The sequence below is a fragment of the Campylobacter felis genome (genome assembly GCF_030250085.1).
GTDB classification, from domain to species: Bacteria; Campylobacterota; Campylobacteria; order Campylobacterales; family Campylobacteraceae; genus Campylobacter_D; species Campylobacter_D upsaliensis.
The window spans coordinates 64,789-82,012 of sequence record NZ_JANURX010000004.1; the positions used below are offsets into that span (position 1 = coordinate 64,789).

Here is a 17,224-nt window from a genome sequence, read left to right on the forward strand (position 1 = left end):
TGGTCCTTTAGGAAAAGTCTATGGGGTCAATATCGGCACTTATAGTAGGAAAATTTAGAGCGTATTCTTGGATTTTAATAAGATTTTTATGCGTATGGCTCCTTAAAAGGATATAAAAGCGGAATTTAAGATGAAGCATTTCAATCGCACAAGCGCCGTAACCTACAAGCTCCACGCTTTTAAGCTCTTTAAATTCTAAGGCGAGACTTTCGCAAAGCCTTCTTGCTTTTGTCTCGCTTTCATCTTCTATAATGAGTCTTAAAAGCCTTTTAAATGGTGGGTAAAGCTCCTTTCTAAATTCTAGTTCATCTTGCAAAAAGGTATCGTAATTATCAATGTATCTTTCAAAAAAAGCCTTATTTTTACTTTGAAGTAAAACCCTAGCTTCACCCTTTCTACCAGCTCTTCCAGCCACTTGCATCGCTAAAGCCAAACACTCTTCGCTCGCTCTAAAGCTAGGTCGCATTAAAAATTCATCTAAGCCCATAATGACGCTTAAATCCACACTATGATAATCGTGTCCCTTCGCAAGCATAGAAGTGCCGACTAAGATGTCGATTTGATGGTCATTAAAGTCTTTTAAAAGGGCGTTGAGTTTTTTAACGCTTGTAATTTCATCTCTATCAAATTTGGCTATTTTTGCTTCGCTAAAAGTATTTTGTAAAAGCTCACATAGCTCGCTTGTGCCCATTTTTTTAGCTTCTAACATAGTGCCATTGCAGTTTGGGCAGGAGAAATTGATGATGGTGCTAAAATTACAATAATGACATTTAAGCATTTTTTTCTTTTTATGCAAACTCATCGCTATGGAGCAAAAAGGACACCTTATGCTAGAACCACAATCTTTACAAAGAATTTGCCTAAAATTTGCGCGGTTAGGTAAAAAGATTATGGCTTGTTTGTGATTGTTTAAACTTTTTTCAAGCTCATTTAAAAGCATAGGTGTGAGAGCTAAATCATTTTCATCATACAAAAAGTGCTTTTTACTTTCAAAAAATGTGCCTTTTAATCTAAAATGTTTTTGTTTATAAAAGCTTGTAAGGCTCGGTGTAGCAGAGCCTAGAACGACATTAATATTTAATTTTGCTCCCAAAAAAAGAGCCAAATCTCTTGCATTATAATAAGGCTTATTAGAAGCCTTATAAGAATTATCGTGCTCTTCATCAACGATTATAAGCCCTAAATTTCTAAAAGGTAAAAAAAGAGCCGAACGCGCCCCAGCGACTAAAAGAACTTTACCTTCATTAAATTTTTCAAGGCTTTCCTTCTTTTTTTTCTTAGAAATTTTAGAATGCCACATAAAAAAATCTTCACCAAAATAAAGACTAAGGCGTTTTTGCATTTGCGGAGTGAGTGAAATTTCTGGCATTAAAAGTAACACTTGACGCCCTTTTTCTAAACTCTCTTTGATGAGAGTGATGTAAATTTCTGTTTTGCCACTCCCTGTATCTGCAAAAAGTAGGGCGGATTGTTGTGTTTTTAAGAAATTTAAGGCTTCTTGTTGTTTCGGGCTTAGGGTAGGGGAGTCTTTGGCTTTAAAAATTTCGCATTGGTAGGGTTTTGAGCTTTCAAAAAGAGAAAGAGTGAAGCCGAGTTTAGAAGAGTGGTAATGGCTTATAAACTCCGCTAAGATAAATTGCTCTTTGCTTAAACTAAGGGGCGTGATTTCTTTAATGTCTTTTGTGGTAAAGTTTGGTTTTTCGCATTGTTTTAGCACTATAGCTTTGCAATTTTTACGCGTTTTTAAATCAACAATAACCTCACTTAAAGGAGAAATTTCACTTTCACTTTGAAAGATAAGATTATCTAAATATAAGCCCTTAATGGCTAATTCATAGTATTTCATAAAAGCTCTTTGCAATTTTTAAGGCATTTTAAAAGCCCATTTTCATAGATAAATTCCACACTTTTTTGAGGGTTGAGAAAAAAGCGGTATTGATTAATCCCACTTTTTATCCAGCCTGTTTTGCTAGAGTAAATAGGGCTACTTAAAAGACTAAAAGAGCAGTTTTGACAATAAAACAAACTTTCATTTTCTTTTAAAATTTGTGCCTTGTCTAGTTCATTGATATAGCTTAAATTTTTCAAATCCGCCTCATTTCGCATTAAGCTTAGAGCAGAATTTAGCATTTCATAGTCCATTTTAAGTTTTAAAAGTTTAGCTTCTTCTTTATTTTGGTTGAGGTAGGGCAGAGCGATTCCTGTTAAAATGGCGATGATAATGATGACAAAAACAAGCTCGAGGAGACTAAAGGCTTTTTTAAGGCTCATTTTTCAAGGGAGTGGTGTTTAAATTTTCATTCATTGTTTTGATGAGTTTTTGCAATTTTTTTTGCAAAGTATAGTTTTGATAGCTTTTTTTTACAAAGGCATCAACAAAACTTTTAAGTTCCATTTTCTTTGTGCCATTGGAAAGTAGGGCAATATCATCTTCTAAAAAATCCGCAAATTCATCACTGCATTTAATAACAAAATCCTTTGCGGAAATGTTGATGATAACTTGTTTGAGATTATTTGCCAAGAACAGCCTCTATTTTTTTATAAATATCTTCGCTTTCTATATTGCGAGATTTAAGCTCTTCTTCTAGGCGTAGAATTTGATTACTTTTGGCTTCATTTTGTGCCTTGACGCTTACGAGTTCATTTCTTAAATTTTCATTGATTTCACAGACTTCGTTGTATTTTTCGATTAATTCATTAACCTTGTCTGTCATTGTGTTAATAATTTTTTCATCAAACATAATTTTGCCTTCTTGTAATTTTAAATGATTTTGCCATTTTAGCAAATTAAATTTAATGATTTATTTTTATTTTAGTTTTTTTTTCTACAATTTTGCTTTATTTTTAGGGTGTGAGATGTTTCAACTGCAAAGCGAATTTAAGCCAAGTTTTGACCAAAAAGAAGCGATTGAAGGTATAATTAAAAGTATTAAAGCTGGGCATAAATATCAAACCTTACTCGGCGTTACGGGTAGTGGTAAGACCTTTACAATGGCAAATGTGATTAAAGAACTTGCTATGCCTACTTTAATTATGAGTCATAATAAAAGCCTTTGCGCTCAACTTTATAGCGAATTTAAAAGTTTTTTCCCACACAATCATATAGAATATTTCATCTCTTATTATGATTATTATCAGCCAGAAGCTTATATCCCACGCACTGATGTTTTTATCGAAAAAGATAGCTCGACTAATGAAGACTTAGAGCGTTTAAGGCTAAGTGCCACAGCTTCGCTTTTAAGCTATGAAGATGTAGTTTGTATCGCTTCTGTTTCGGCAAATTATGGCTTAGGAAATCCTAGTGAATATGAGGGGATGGTTTTGATTTTTGAGGAAAATATGCAAATTTCTCAAAAAGATTTGCTTAAAAAGCTTGTAGATATGGGCTATAAACGCAATGATAATTTTTTTGATAGGGCAGATTTTCGTGTTAATGGTGATATAGTCGATATTTACCCTGCTTATTATGAGGATGAGGTGGTAAGGCTTGAGTTTTTTGGCGATGATTTGGAGAGAATTTATCATTATAATGTTTTAGAGAATAAAAAAACAAAAGATTTAAAACGCTTTATTTTATATCCTACAAGTCAATTTAGCGTAGGTGAGGCAAGACTTAAAGAGGCGATAAAAGAGATAAAAGAAGAGCTAAATTCTCGCCTTGCTTATTTTGAAAATGAAAACAAGCTTGTGGAGTATCAACGCCTTAAGCAAAGGGTGGAATTTGACCTTGAAATGTTGCAAAGCACGGGTATGTGTAAGGGCGTGGAAAATTACGCAAGACATTTAACAGGACTTAAAGAAGGACAAACTCCTTACACGCTTTTTGATTATTATGCGATTAAAAAACGCCCTTTTTTAGTCATCGTTGATGAAAGTCATGTGTCTTTACCCCAGTTTCGTGGAATGTTTGCTGGGGATAGAAGTAGAAAGCAAACTTTGGTTGATTATGGCTTTCGTTTGCCCTCCGCCCTTGATAATCGTCCCTTAATGTTTGATGAATTTATTCACAAAAATTGTCAATTTCTTTTCGTCTCTGCCACTCCAGCACCTTTAGAGCTTGAGCTAAGTGGGAAAAATATCTTTCATCAAATTATGCGTCCTACGGGTTTGCTTGACCCTATCATTGAGTTAAAAGATAGTGGTAATCAAGTGGAAATTCTTTATGATGAAGCTAAAAAAGTCATAGCAAGAAATGAGCGAATTTTAGTTACGGTGCTTACAAAAAAGTTAGCTGAAGAGCTAAGTCGCTATTATTTAGAGCTTGGGCTTAGGGTCAAATATATGCACTCAGACATTGATGCGATTGAGCGTAATGAGCTTATCCGTGGGCTTAGGAGCGGGGAATTTGATATGCTTATAGGCATTAATTTACTAAGAGAGGGGCTTGACCTGCCCGAAGTTTCACTTATAGCTGTAATGGATGCGGATAAAGAGGGCTTTTTGCGTAGCACCACAAGCCTGATACAGACGATGGGAAGAGCTGCTAGAAATGTTAATGGTAAGGTTTTGCTTTTTTGTCAAAAAATCACAAAATCAATGCAAGAGGCAATGGATATTACAAATGAGCGTAGAAAACTTCAAGAAGAATACAATAAAAAGCATAAAATCACCCCCACTTCAGTCAAAAGAAATTTAGAACAAAGTCTTAAAAATGAAGATATGGGTGAGATTTACCGAAAAAGTGCGAAGCTAGAAAAAATGCCAGCAAGTGAAAGAGCAAAAATAGTAAAAGAACTGCGTAAAGAAATGCTTGAAGCGGCTAAAAATTTGGAATTTGAGAAGGCTGCAGCTTTAAGAGATGAGATTAAAAAGCTTAAGGATTTGTAATTTAGTTTTTTGCTATACTGCGAATCTTATTTTCATTATGAGGAAAGCAAATGAGAAAAGTTTTACTTCAAATTCTTATTTTTAGTGCAATTTTTATTGTCATTTCTAATCTTACGCGTGTTTTAATGCATCTTGCTTTTATCCCACAAAGTGCCGATAAAATAGAACTTTTAAAAATGTATCTTTTTGGAAGCTATCACGATGTGCGTTTTTTAAGTGCGGCGTTTTTACCCTTACTTTTGTGCGGATTTTTGAGCTATTTTGCCCCATTATTAAAAATTAAGGGGGGGGGGGGGGTAAGGGTTCAAATTGTTAAATTTTACTCCATCTTTTCTTCATTTTATATCGCTTTGATAGCTTTGCTTTGTGTGGCTTTTTCTTTTATTAAGTATTATTATTATGAAATGTATAAAAGCAAGATTGATCTTTTTATCTTTAGTGTTTTAAATGAGAATTTAGGAACAATTTTTAGCATCATTTATAAGGATTATCCGCTTTTTAGTGGAATTTTTGCTTTGATTTTGATAAGTATTTTTTGCTTTTTACTTAATAATCGAATTCTTAAAAGCCCTTTTAAACCCCTAAAATTAAAACCTATAAGTTTTATTTTTGTTAATTTGCTTTTAATAGGTATTTACATTATAGCTTTAAGAGGAGTTAATCATCATGTTTTTATGAACGAAAGAAATTATCGCTTTGCAAATTTGGAGGTGATTAACGATATCGCACTTAATCCTATTATGGCTTTTTCTTGGGCAAGAAAAGCCTCAAAAGAGCTTCAAGAACTTCCTTATATTAGCGAGGAAGAGGGGCAAGTTTTACAAAAAGAACTTTTTTCTCTTTTTGCCACAACGCCTTATAATCCCCAAAATAAACCGCATATTTTTGTTAATCTTATGGAAAGTTTTGCGAATAATGCTTTAGAATTTCATAGCTTAGAGCTTAATCTTTTAGGAGAGCTTGAGAAGCATTTTAAGGAGGATTTTGTTTTTGAGCGTTTTTTAAGCAGTGGAAATTGGACTGCACCATCATTTTTTTATCTCTATTTTAATAGTCCTATCATTTTAACAAAAAGCAAATATTTTAAAACAAATTTAACGCAAAATCCAACCGAGCCTTTTACAAAGCAGGGCTATGAGGTCATTTTTCTTACTTCAGGGAATAGAACTTGGTATGAATTTGGTGCCTTTTTAGAAAAGCAAGATATTGAAGTCATTGACGCTATCAGTCTTCTTAAAGACTATCCAAACGCCCAAAAAACAGCTTATGGAATTTTAGATGAGTATATGTATTATAAGGCTTATGAGCTTTTTAAAGGGGCAGAAAAACCTCTGCTTATCATCGCCCTTAGCACGAGTAATCACCCTCCTTACCCTAAAGTTTATGAAAGCATTTCTAAGGCAAATTTAAGCGGAAAAATTAATGAAAAACTTCCTAAAAATACCTATGAAAATCTTAATAATTATGCTTACGCTAATAGTGAATTTGGCAAATTTGTAAGTAAAATAAAAGCAAGTGATTTAAAAGATAAAATCATCATCGCCGCTACTGGAGACCACAGAGTAAGAGATATGAAAATAGACTTTGAGAAAGAAAAAGCCTTTGCTTATAGTGTTCCATTTTATCTTTATGTGCCTCAAAATTATCAAAAAAATCTTTATTATGATAAATACCGCCTTGCCTCTCACAAGGACATTTTTCCTACGCTTTATGAGTTAAGTTTAAGCGAGACGACTTATTATAGTTTAGGTGGTCGAAATTTATTAGCCGCTCCTAGCGATGAAAAACTTGAATTTGCTTTTAATGAAGTCGTTTGGGCGGATAATTTTGGCGTGTATCCTTTAGAAAATACTAAGGGTTATTTTTATGAAAATAATACCACCTTAAAAGATACAAATGAGGCTTTTGAGCTTGATGATTATCATAAAAAATTCGCAAAGTCTTATCACTCTTTGATGTTTTATCAGCTTAGCTTAAGATTAAAAGATGATATTTAATAAAAATTTAGATATAATTAAAAGTTTATTTCATTAAAAGGAGTTTTTATGGACTTTTTAACAAGTCTTAATGAGAGCACTCAGTTTCTCATACAAATCATCGTTGTATTGATTTGTCTATTTTACGGAGCAAAAAAAGGCGGCATCGCTCTTGGTTTGCTCGGTGGTATAGGCATTTTAATGCTAGTTTTTGCTTTTCATATAAAGCCAGGGAAACCTGCCATTGATGTAATGCTAACCATTTTAGCCGTAGTTGTAGCAAGTGCAACTTTGCAAGCAAGTGGCGGACTTGATGTTATGCTTCAAATTGCCGAACGCATTTTAAGGCGTAATCCTAAATTCCTAACGATTTTAGCACCTTTTGTAACTTGCTTTTTAACCATACTTTGCGGAACGGGACATGTCGTTTATACTATAATGCCTATTATTTATGACATTGCTATTAAAAATGGAATTCGCCCAGAACGCCCTATGGCAGCTGCTTCTATAAGTTCTCAAATGGGTATTATTGCTTCGCCTGTGAGTGTAGCGGTTGTGAGTTTAACTGCCTTGCTTTTAAATGCGGACAATAAACTAGCCGGCTTTGATGGCTATATCAATCTTCTTCAAATCACTATCCCTAGCACCTTAGCTGGAGTTTTGTGTATAGGAATTTTTTCTTGGTTTAGGGGTAAGGATTTGGATAAAGATGAGGAATTTCAAAACAAACTTAAAGACCCTGAATTTAAACAATATGTCTATGGAGATAGCAAAACCCTATTAGGCGTTAAACTTGCTAACAGCCAGTGGGTAGCGATGTGGATCTTTTTAGGTGCTATTGCTTTAGTGGCTTTGCTTGGCGTGTTTGATAATCTAAGACCAAATTGGGGTCAAGTGGTAAAAAATGGCGTCCCACAAACAGACGCTTTGGGTAATCCTAAGCTTGACACGCTTTCAATGGTTGCCGTGATTCAAATGTTTATGCTAATTGCCGGTTCTTTGATTATCATCTTTACTAAAACAGAGGCGAAGAAAATTGCGTCAAATGAAATTTTTAAATCGGGTATGATAGCGCTTGTGGCGGTATTTGGAATTTCTTGGATGGCGGATACTATGTTTGCCGTGCATACGCCGATGATGAAGGCTGCACTTGGCGATGTGGTAAAAGAGCATTCTTGGACTTATGCAATTATGCTTTTATTAATCTCTAAATTTGTTAATTCTCAAGCTGCGGCAATCGCTGCTTTTGTGCCTTTGGCTTTAGGTATTGGCGTGGAGCCTGGTATTATTGTCGCCTTTGCGGCTGCTTGTTATGGTTATTATATTTTACCAACTTATCCAAGCGATTTGGCAACCATACAATTTGACCGCTCAGGGACAACTAGAATAGGCAAATTTGTTATTAACCATAGCTTTATTATACCGGGGCTTATCGGCGTTTCTAGCTCTTGTGTGTTTGGCTATCTTTTAGTTTTAGTCGCTGGTTATATTAAATAAGGAGTTTATATGCGAGAAAAGAGTGTTTTTGAACTTATTGTTGAAGGTAAGGTGCCTTGTAATAAAGTCCTAGAGGATAATGATTTTCTCGCTTTTGAGGATATCAATCCACGAGCACCTATTCATATTTTAGTAATCCCTAAAAAGCATTTTAGGGATTTTCAAGAATTTGAGCCCGAGCTTATGGCTAAAATGACGCGTTTTATTCAAGAATTAGCCGTGCTTTTGGGCTTAGATAAAAGAGGCTACCGTCTAGTGAGTAATTGCGGTAAAAATAGCGGTCAAGAAGTTTTTCATTTGCATTTTCACATTTTAAGCGGTTTTGAAAAAACTAGCAAAACTTCAACACTTTTTTAAAGGCTTTTTGCCTTTAAAAAATCTTCTAAATTTTGAATTTGTTTCTCTACGCTTGAAATGGAGCTTGAGCCTTGACTTTGTTTAGCGTTGAGCGAGTGTTTAAAGTCTAAAATTTGCATCGCTTCTTCGTCAAAAATGCTATCAATTTGAGCCAAATTTGAAATTTCGCTAAGATCAATGCCCTCATTTTCGGCATAAGCGACAACCTTACCCACGATAAAATGTGCCTCTCTAAAAGGGATATTTTTCTTTCTCACTAAATAATCTGCTAAATCAGTCGCTAACAAATGACCATTTTTACAAGCTTTAAGCATATTTTCTTTTTTGATTTTAATTTCTTTAAGCATAGCATTGAGGATAATGAGTGAATTTTGAGCTGTTTTAACGCTATCAAAAACGCCTTCTTTATCTTCTTGCATATCTTTATTATAAGCTAGGGGCAAAGCTTTCATCGTGGTAAAAAGGGCGATTAAATTTCCATACACGCGTCCTGTTTTACCGCGTATAAGCTCACATACATCAGGATTTTTCTTTTGAGGCATAATGGAGCTTCCCGTAGAAAAACTATCGCTTATAGAGATAAAATTAAATTCCGCACTTGAAAAAAGAATAAGCTCCTCGCAAAGTCTTGAAGTATGAGTAAAAATCACACTGATATTATAAAGTAAATCTAGAGCAAAGTCCCTATCACTCACCCCGTCCATAGCATTTTGCATAGGATTTTTAAAGCCAAGCATTTTAGCACTTAAAGCTCTATTTGTAGGATAGCTAGTCCCCGCACAAGCACAACTTCCAAGCGGACATTCATCGACTAATTCAAGGGCATTTTCAAGCCTTAAAATATCTCTTTTAAACATAAAAGCATAGCTTAAAATCCAAAAAGAAAAGCTTATAGGCTGGGCGTGTTGAAGATGTGTAAAAGAAGGCATAATGCTTTCTTTATGTTTTTTAGCGTGTGCGATGAGAGTTATGATGAGCTCTTTAAGTAAAAGCATAAGTTCCCCTGTTTTTTCTTTGACAAAGAGTTTAAAGTCTGTCGCAACTTGATCGTTTCTACTTCTTGCCGTGTGAAGTTTGCCGCCTATTTCTTTGCCTATAATTTCACTTAAGCGTTTTTCCACAGCCATATGAATATCTTCATCGTCAATGTTAAAAATAAAATCGTTATTTTGAATTTCGCTTTCTATCTGTTTTAAGCCTTTTAAAATAGCATCAAGCTCGTCTTTTTTTAAAATTCCACAACTCTCAAGCATAGTTGCGTGTGCTATGGAACCTCTTATATCTTGCTTGAAAAGCTCTTTATCGACATTTAAGCTAGCATTAAATTCCTTTAAAAGCGTATCGCTAGCAGTGCTAAAACGCCCAGACCACATTTGATTTTTCATAAAAGTTCAGGTCCAAATTTGCTAAATTCAACGCCTTCTTTGACATCTTCATAACGCTTGAAATTTTCTATAAACATTTTAGCTAGTTTATCGCGTGTGCTTAGATAAGCGTTTTGATCTTCCCAAGTATTGATAGGATTTAAAAGTTTTGTTTCTACACCTTCTAAGGATTTTGGCACGGCAAGATTGAAAATCTCTAAATTTTCAAATTCACATTGTTCTATACTGCCACTTAAAATCGCATTAATGCAAGCCCTAGTCGCCTTAATGCTCATTCTCTTTCCCACCCCATAGCTTCCGCCACTCCAGCCTGTATTGACAAGATAGACATTAACTTGATGTTTTTGAATTTTCTCACCCAACAAACGCGCGTAAATCGTAGGATGTAAAGGCATAAAAGGCTCACCAAAACACGCTGAAAAAGTTGCTTGAGGCTCTGTGATGCCGCGTTCAGTTCCTGCAACTTTAGCCGTGTAACCACTTAAAAAATAATACATCGCTTGCTCGGGACTTAATTTGCTAACGGGAGGTAAAACTCCAAAAGCATCGGCACTTAAAAAGATGATGTTTTGTGGATGTCCAGCTTTTAGGCTTGGCTCGTGATTAATAATATGCTCAATAGGATAAGAAACTCTTGTATTTTCAGTCTTAGAAGCATCATTATAATCGACACTTTTATCTGCCCTTAAAACGACATTTTCTAAAAGGGCATTTTTCTTAATGGCTGCGTAAATTTCAGGCTCGTTATTAGGGTCTAAATTGATGGTTTTAGCATAACAACCACCCTCAAAATTAAACACGCCCTCATCGTCCCAGCCGTGCTCATCATCGCCAATAAGTTTGCGTTTAGGGTCTGTTGAAAGGGTTGTTTTACCTGTCCCACTTAAGCCGAAAAATAAAGCCACATCGCCCTTTTCGCCGACATTAGCACTGCAATGCATCGAAAGTTTATTTTCTAAAGGTAGCCAATAATTCATCATAGAAAAAATTCCCTTTTTCATCTCACCACCATACCAAGTGCCTCCAATTACGGCGACATTTTCTTCTATATTAAAAATCACAAAAACTTCTGAATTTAATCCGTCTTTTTTATAATCATCATTAACGCATTTGCAAGCATTATAAACGATAAAATCGGGCTTAAAATTTGCCAATTCTTCTTGCTCGGGTCTTATAAACATATTTTTGACAAAATGGGCTTGCCACGCAATTTCTGTTACAAAACGCACCGCCTTACGACTCTGTAAGCTTGCCCCACAATAAGCATCTTGAATGTAGATATTTTTCCCACTTAGTGTTTTTTGAGCCTTAGTTAAAAGCTTGTCAAAAAGCTCTTTGCTAATGGGCTGATTGATCTTGCCCCAAGCAAGATATTTTTGCGAAGGGTCTTGCTTGACAAAATATTTATCCTTAGGACTTCTACCTGTGAAAATTCCTGTATCAACACTAAAAGTTCCATTTTGAGTGCATTCGCCCTCTTGATTTTGCATTTCGTGCTTAAAAAGCTCTTCATAGCTTAGATTATAAAACACTTCTTTGACATTTTCTAAGCCTAAATTTTCTATATTTTTCATTGTTTTTCCTTTATTCTTTATAAATAGCAAGAGCATCACTCTCACTTACCGCATCGCCCACCCCCACACAAATTTGCTCTATAATGCCATCTTTTTGGGCTTGCACTTCTATTTCCATTTTCATAGCTTCTAAAATCATTATGGTTTGCCCCTTTTTAATCTCATCATTTTCTTTAATGAGAATTTTAAAGACATTGCCTGAAATTCCGGCTTGAATAGCATTTTCACTTACGCTTTCATTGTGCGGAATTTTTTGGACATTTTTAACATTGACATCTTTATCAAATCCTGCGTGAAGCTCGACATGATATTTGTTACCATTGACAGAGACGGTAAATTTGTTTTCTTCAGCACTTATGGGCTTTGGCATAGTGCTAAGTTTGCGGACATTGACCTTAGCTTCGCCTTTTAAAAAGGCTATACCTTTTTCCTTACAAGCTCCAGCGATGAAAAGATTTTCCTCACTTGTTTCTAAGCCCTCTTTTTCTAAAAGAGTTTTGATGTAGGCTAGACTTTTGCTTTCATCTTTATCGGCTAAATCTATGGCTAATTCCGTAGTAGGTTCTAAATTGAGTTGTTCTGCGGCTAGTTTAACGATAGCTTCATCAGGTGCGACAGGGGTTTTTCCAAAATAGCCTAAAACCATTTTTCCATACCCATCGGCTATTTTTTTCCATTTTCCAAACATCACATTATTAAAAGCTTGTTGGAAATAAAATTGCGAAACAGGCGTTACTGAAGTGCCGTAACCTCCCTTTTCTACGACTTCACGCATAGCTTTAATTACTTCTGGGAATTTATCTAAGATATTGTTATCTCTCATCATTTGAGTATTTGCCGTTAAAGCCCCTCCGGGCATAGGAGAAAATGGTATGAGAGGGCTTACCATAGTCGATTCTGGTGGTAAAAAATAATCCGCCATACACTCCTTAAACACTTCTTCATACTTTAAAATCTTTTCTAAATCTAAGCCCAAATCATAATTTTTTCCTTTAATAGCGTGCATCATTGTCAAAATATCAGGTTGAGAAGTGCCACCACTTACAGGCGAAGCGGCTAAATCTATCCCATCTGCACCTGCTTCTAAAGCTGCTAAATAGCACGCTATACTAACGCCAGCACTCTCGTGGGTGTGAAGTCTTATGTGGGTTTGGCTTGGCAAAATGCTTCTTGCCATTTTGATAGTTTGATAAATTTTTTCAGGATTTGAAGTGCCACTTGCATCCTTAAAACAAAGGCTTGAGAAAGGAATTTCAGCACTCAAAATTTCTCTTAGAATTTTTTCATAAAAAGGCACATCGTGTGCGCCAGAACAATTCGGCGGTAAATCCATAAGCGTGATGACTATCTCGTGCTTTAAGCCGTGCTTTGTGATACACTCTCCACTGAATTTAAGATTATTCACATCATTGAGTGCGTCAAAATTTCTTATGGTTGTTGTTCCGTGTTTGGCAAAAAGCTTCGCGTGTAGGTCGATAAGCTCACGACTTCCTGTGTCTAGGGTTACGGTATTAACCCCTCTTGAAAGGGTTTGTAAATTTGCTTCTTCTCCCACGATTTTGCGGAATTTATCCATCATCAAAAAAGCATCTTCGTTAAGATAAAAATAAAGACTTTGAAAACGCGCTCCGCCACCAAATTCAAAATGTCTAATCCCCGCCTCTTTTGCCGCTTCAAGGGCTGGGATAAAATCGTCCATTAAAACCCTTGCCCCATAAACGGACTGAAAGCCGTCTCTAAAGCTTGTATCCATCACATCTATGAATTTTTTTGCCATAATCGTCCTTCAAAATTCAAATTTACAAGAATTTTACAATTTAATTTTTAATACTAGGAATTTCATAGTATTTTTCATTAAAAAGCATTGACGGCGATGATAATGATAGCTAAAGGTGCGATAAATCTTAAAAAGAAATACCACACTTTAAAAAATACTCCGCTCATATAAGGCTCAAATAAGATTTCTAAAGCTTTTCTTTTCATAACAAAGCCCACAAAAATCGCTGCTAAAATTCCACCCAAAGGCATAATAATTTTACCAGAAATATAATCAAGCACATCAAAAAAGCTCATATCATAAATCATAAATGCAGTCGCACTCAAACTTGATAAAATACACAAATTTCCTAAAATATAAACAATAATGCCGATGAAAATTAAAGCTTTTTTACGGCTCATATTAAAGCTATTAATAAGATAAAAAGCAAAAGGCTCTATCATAGAAATAGCAGAGGTAATCCCCGCAAAAATCAAAGATAAGAAAAAGGTCGCTCCAAGTATGTATCCTACAACACCAAGTTTAGCAAAAAGCGTTGTAAGAGAGATGAATATAAGTCCCGGTCCTGCTTGGTTAGGGTTTGCTCCAAATTCAAAGATAAAGGTAAAGACAATAAGTCCCATCATAAGCCCAATAAGCACATTGATAAATATAATATTAAGTGTGCTTGTGATGAAATTTGTGCGATCAGGTAAAGAAGCGGAGTAGGTAATAATCGTCCCCACACCTAAAGAAAGGCTAAAAAAGGCAAGGGCTAAGGCTTCTAAAATAGAAGAGCCTGTGATTTTTGAAAAATCAGGCACGAAAAGAAATTGCAAAGCTTCACTAAAACCATTTGTATGACTTAAAGCGTAAAAAAGCATTAAGATAAGTAAGATAAATAAGGTCGGCATCATCCATACATTAAGCTTTTCAATCCCATTTTTAACGCCTTTTGAAACCACATAAAAAACAATGAGAAAAATAATGCTAAAGCAGACAAATTGACCTATAAAATCATAATGTAAAAGTTGATTAAACTGCTTTTCGCTTTCTTCTAAAGTTTGACTTAAATTCCCTGTGGCGCTAAAATACATATATTTAACAACCCAGCCTATCACAAGACTATAAAATGAGACAATTAAAATCGCTCCAAGCATAGTAAAACCAGCCATAGACCATATTTTTTTATTATTAGGAGCGAGAGCTTTATAGCCATTGACAGGGTCTTTTTCGCTTAATTTTCCTATGCTAAGTTCAGCTAAGAAGACCACAAAAGCAACTCCCAAAGTAAGCACTAAATATAAAAGCACGAAAGCAGAGCCTCCATTTTGACCGACTAAGGTAGGAAATTTCCACGCATTTCCAAGCCCCACAGCAGAGCCAGCTACGGCTAAAACAAAGCCTATTTTTGAGAATTTAGAACCCATTTATAAACCTTAAATTTAAAATAAAGCCTTATTAAAACAAAAAAAGTTTTAAGATTTACTAAAAAAGCGTTTTTTAAACGAAATGAGTTAAAATTTGTCCGTATTTAACACCTTTTTTAAGGCTAAACTTGCCAAAGCCAAACCAAAAGACGCCGTTACTCCCATAAAAGAACCTAAATTTTTACATTTTGCCTCTTCGTTAGAAAACACCACTTCAAAATCTCCCCTAAAGCCCGCCTTTCTAAGCTCATAGCGGAATTTTTTCGCTAGGGCATCGCCGTGCGTTTTGAAGATGCTAGCCGTTTTGATGCGCGTGGGGTCAAGTTTGCGCGCCCCGCCCGTGCTTGAGATGAAAATTTGACGGCTAAAATCCACGCGCCCGGCTAGGGCTACCTTTGCGGGGATGTCATCAATGGCATCGATGATTAAATCAAATTTGCTTAAGTCAAATGTGCTTAAAAATTCTTCATCGACTTTAGCCACCACGCCTTTTACTTTATAAATTTTTGCAAAAACTTCTGCCTTATTTTCGCCTATGTGCTCGCTGTGAAGTTGGCGGTTTTGATTTGTGATTTCAAAGCTATCTGCGTCTATGAGGGTTAGCTTTGTAAAGCCTGTGCGAAAAAGCGCGTCCGTGCAAATTCCACCCACTCCCCCTAGCCCAAAAATAAGCACTCTCGTCCTAGAAATCTTTTCATAATTTTCATCGCCAACAAGCCATTTTACTCTTGTGTATCGCATTTTAGTCCTTTAGCCATTTTTTAAGATTTTGCATTTTTTTATAAGCGGTAAGATCCAGCATTATGGGCGTTATGGTCGCATAGCCTTGCTTTAAAAGAGCGATATCTGAATTTTTTTCATCCTCAAAATCTAAATTCACACTTGCTAACCAAAAATATTCCACGCCTCTTGGATTAGTATTGGCGTGGGCTTTGAAATTATAAACCCTCTTGCCTGCTTTACAAATTTTAATGCCCTTAAATTTGCTTTTAGGGCTTGGGAAATTGACATTTAAAAACTCTTTTTTATCAAGCGGAAAGCCTTGATTAAAGATTTTTGCAACGAGTTCTTTTGTGATGTTTAGGGCGTTTTTGAAATTAAGTTCTTTTTCGTTTGTTTTGTAAAACTGCGAAAGTGCAAGAGCGGGAATTCCTTGTAAAACCGCCTCCATAGCCCCCGCACAAGTGCCTGAATAAGTAATATCCTCTCCCACATTTGCCCCCATATTTATCCCACTTATGACAAGATCGGGAAGCCTATTTTTATAAAGTGTGGCTAAGGCTAGATATACGCAGTCTGCTGGTGTGCCGTCATCAAGTTTGTAAAAGCGTTTGCCTACCTTGACAAAACGCAAGGGTTTGGTTAGGGTGATAGAGTGTGAACAGGCGGATTTTTCAGTCGCTGGAGCGACTACTGTGATTTTTGCTTTAAATTCTTTTTTAAGCATTTTAACAAGCTTTTTAAGCCCCTCACTTTCGAATCCGTCATCATTTGTGATTAAAATTTCTTTCATTAAAAGCCTTTCAAAAACGAGATTTTAGCAAATTTTTTTTAAATGAATTGCTTTTTAGTTTTCTTTGTGTAAAATAAGCTTTTAAAATTTTCACAAGGTTTAATGATGAAAAAAGACTTTTTTAAACTCACCGCTTTCACGCCGAAATATTTCAAATTCATCATCACTTTTACATTAAGTTTTTGCGCTTTATGTTTGTTTATTTTCGTTATCACTTATATGAGAATGAATGAATTTTTTTCTTTTGAGTTGCTTTCTTTTGATAATTTATGGCTTTTTCTTTTCGCTTTTGTGTATCTTTTAGTTTTTGCGTTTTTAGCTTTGCCTTTTAATTTAGTGGCACATTACATTTTTTATAAAAAAAAGAAAAATGACTTTTTGTTTTCATCGAGTTTGTCTGGTGCTTTGATTGTATTTTTAAGTTTTCTTGGGGTTTTAAATGAAAAATTTGACGAAATCAACCTCCACTGGTTAGCGTTTTGCGGCTTTATAGCTTGTATTTATTTTCTTTTTATCGGTGCTTGTTTGTGTTTTTATGAAAGGCAGAATTTTAAGAATTTTTTTATTGCGGTATTTGTGGGATTAGTGCTTTTAGTTTATATGGCGATTTTATTTCCAAATCTTTTTAAAACAGGCTTTGAACGCTTTTTAAAAACAAAAGGCTTAAGTGCGAAGAGGGTAGAAATTTATCTTAAAGATAAGCAAAAATTTGTCATCGGTGAGCTTATTTTTAGAGATAGCAAATTCGCCTATGTGCGTTTTATAGATACCGCACAAGGTTTAAATGATGAAAAAAATATTAGCAAAATCGTTTCAATCGAAAATATTTCTATCGTTAAGGATTGAAGATATGCTTTTAAATTTAATCAAAAAAGATACAATATTTAAAATATTTAAGTGGGAAAAATA

At 35.1% G+C, this 17,224-nt stretch carries 15 protein-coding genes; 5 read left to right on the forward strand and 10 right to left on the reverse strand.

Annotated elements, in window-relative coordinates; translation table 11 throughout:
- Positions 1-7 precede the first annotated feature (7 nt).
- The 4 genes from NYG92_RS03475 to NYG92_RS03490 are packed head-to-tail and all read right to left on the reverse strand — an operon-like array spanning position 8 to position 2,741.
- Entirely contained in the window at positions 8-1,846 is a 1,839-nt protein-coding gene (locus NYG92_RS03475; RefSeq protein ID WP_289233536.1) for a primosomal protein N', read from the reverse strand.
- Positions 1,843-2,271, reverse strand: a complete 429-nt coding sequence (locus tag NYG92_RS03480; RefSeq protein ID WP_289233537.1) for a type II secretion system protein — start codon at positions 2,269-2,271, stop codon at positions 1,843-1,845. Before NYG92_RS03480 ends, NYG92_RS03475 begins: the two co-directional genes overlap by 4 nt.
- Positions 2,261-2,521, reverse strand: a complete 261-nt coding sequence (locus NYG92_RS03485) for a hypothetical protein (protein WP_082200335.1) — start codon at positions 2,519-2,521, stop codon at positions 2,261-2,263. The genes NYG92_RS03480 and NYG92_RS03485 overlap by 11 nt, the downstream gene beginning before the upstream one ends.
- Positions 2,511-2,741: a hypothetical protein gene (locus tag NYG92_RS03490; RefSeq protein WP_082200334.1), complete on the reverse strand. Its 231-nt coding sequence runs from the start codon at positions 2,739-2,741 to the stop codon at positions 2,511-2,513. Before NYG92_RS03490 ends, NYG92_RS03485 begins: the two co-directional genes overlap by 11 nt.
- Positions 2,742-2,856: 115 nt before the next feature.
- Here NYG92_RS03490 and uvrB point away from each other — a divergent pair, with 115 nt between their 5' ends.
- From uvrB to NYG92_RS03510, 4 genes are read left to right on the forward strand one after another with little or no spacing between them, the layout of a single operon-like run.
- Positions 2,857-4,827: an excinuclease ABC subunit UvrB gene (uvrB, locus tag NYG92_RS03495; RefSeq protein ID WP_289233538.1), complete on the forward strand. Its 1,971-nt coding sequence runs from the start codon at positions 2,857-2,859 to the stop codon at positions 4,825-4,827.
- 50 nt (positions 4,828-4,877) lie between these two features.
- A complete protein-coding gene (locus NYG92_RS03500) occupies positions 4,878-6,824 on the forward strand; it encodes an LTA synthase family protein (protein ID WP_289233539.1) in 1,947 nt (648 codons plus the stop codon).
- 48 nt (positions 6,825-6,872) lie between these two features.
- On the forward strand, positions 6,873-8,300 hold the full coding sequence (locus tag NYG92_RS03505) for an anaerobic C4-dicarboxylate transporter (RefSeq protein WP_270977036.1): 1,428 nt from the start codon (positions 6,873-6,875) through the stop codon (positions 8,298-8,300).
- Positions 8,301-8,309: 9 nt separating this feature from the next.
- Positions 8,310-8,657: a histidine triad nucleotide-binding protein gene (locus NYG92_RS03510; RefSeq protein WP_270977034.1), complete on the forward strand. Its 348-nt coding sequence runs from the start codon at positions 8,310-8,312 to the stop codon at positions 8,655-8,657.
- On the opposite strand, the gene argH is transcribed toward NYG92_RS03510, so the two are convergent.
- The 6 genes from argH to surE form a co-directional block, all read right to left on the reverse strand.
- Positions 8,654-10,042 carry an argininosuccinate lyase gene (gene argH / locus NYG92_RS03515; RefSeq protein ID WP_289233540.1) on the reverse strand — a complete coding sequence of 463 codons (1,389 nt, stop codon included), beginning with the start codon at positions 10,040-10,042 and terminating at the stop codon, positions 8,654-8,656. The two genes, NYG92_RS03510 and argH, sit on opposite strands and share 4 nt — an antisense overlap.
- Positions 10,039-11,616 (reverse strand): phosphoenolpyruvate carboxykinase (ATP), encoded by a 1,578-nt coding sequence (gene pckA, locus NYG92_RS03520; protein WP_289233541.1) that lies wholly within the window; start codon positions 11,614-11,616, stop codon positions 10,039-10,041. The genes argH and pckA overlap by 4 nt, the downstream gene beginning before the upstream one ends.
- Positions 11,617-11,626: 10 nt before the next feature.
- Positions 11,627-13,393, reverse strand: a complete 1,767-nt coding sequence (locus NYG92_RS03525; protein ID WP_289233542.1) for a biotin/lipoyl-containing protein — start codon at positions 13,391-13,393, stop codon at positions 11,627-11,629.
- A 77-nt stretch (positions 13,394-13,470) separates the two neighbouring features.
- On the reverse strand, positions 13,471-14,802 hold the full coding sequence (locus NYG92_RS03530; RefSeq protein ID WP_027304122.1) for a sodium-dependent transporter: 1,332 nt from the start codon (positions 14,800-14,802) through the stop codon (positions 13,471-13,473).
- Positions 14,803-14,889: 87 nt separating this feature from the next.
- Positions 14,890-15,543, reverse strand: coding sequence for a tRNA threonylcarbamoyladenosine dehydratase (locus tag NYG92_RS03535; RefSeq protein WP_289233543.1), 654 nt, complete (start codon positions 15,541-15,543; stop codon positions 14,890-14,892).
- Position 15,544: 1 nt separating this feature from the next.
- Complete coding sequence (gene surE / locus NYG92_RS03540) at positions 15,545-16,315, reverse strand: 5'/3'-nucleotidase SurE (RefSeq protein ID WP_289233544.1); 771 nt, start codon at positions 16,313-16,315, stop codon at positions 15,545-15,547.
- 102 nt (positions 16,316-16,417) lie between these two features.
- Here surE and NYG92_RS03545 point away from each other — a divergent pair, with 102 nt between their 5' ends.
- Positions 16,418-17,161 carry an Asp23/Gls24 family envelope stress response protein gene (locus tag NYG92_RS03545; RefSeq protein ID WP_289233545.1) on the forward strand — a complete coding sequence of 248 codons (744 nt, stop codon included), beginning with the start codon at positions 16,418-16,420 and terminating at the stop codon, positions 17,159-17,161.
- Positions 17,162-17,224 lie beyond the last annotated feature (63 nt).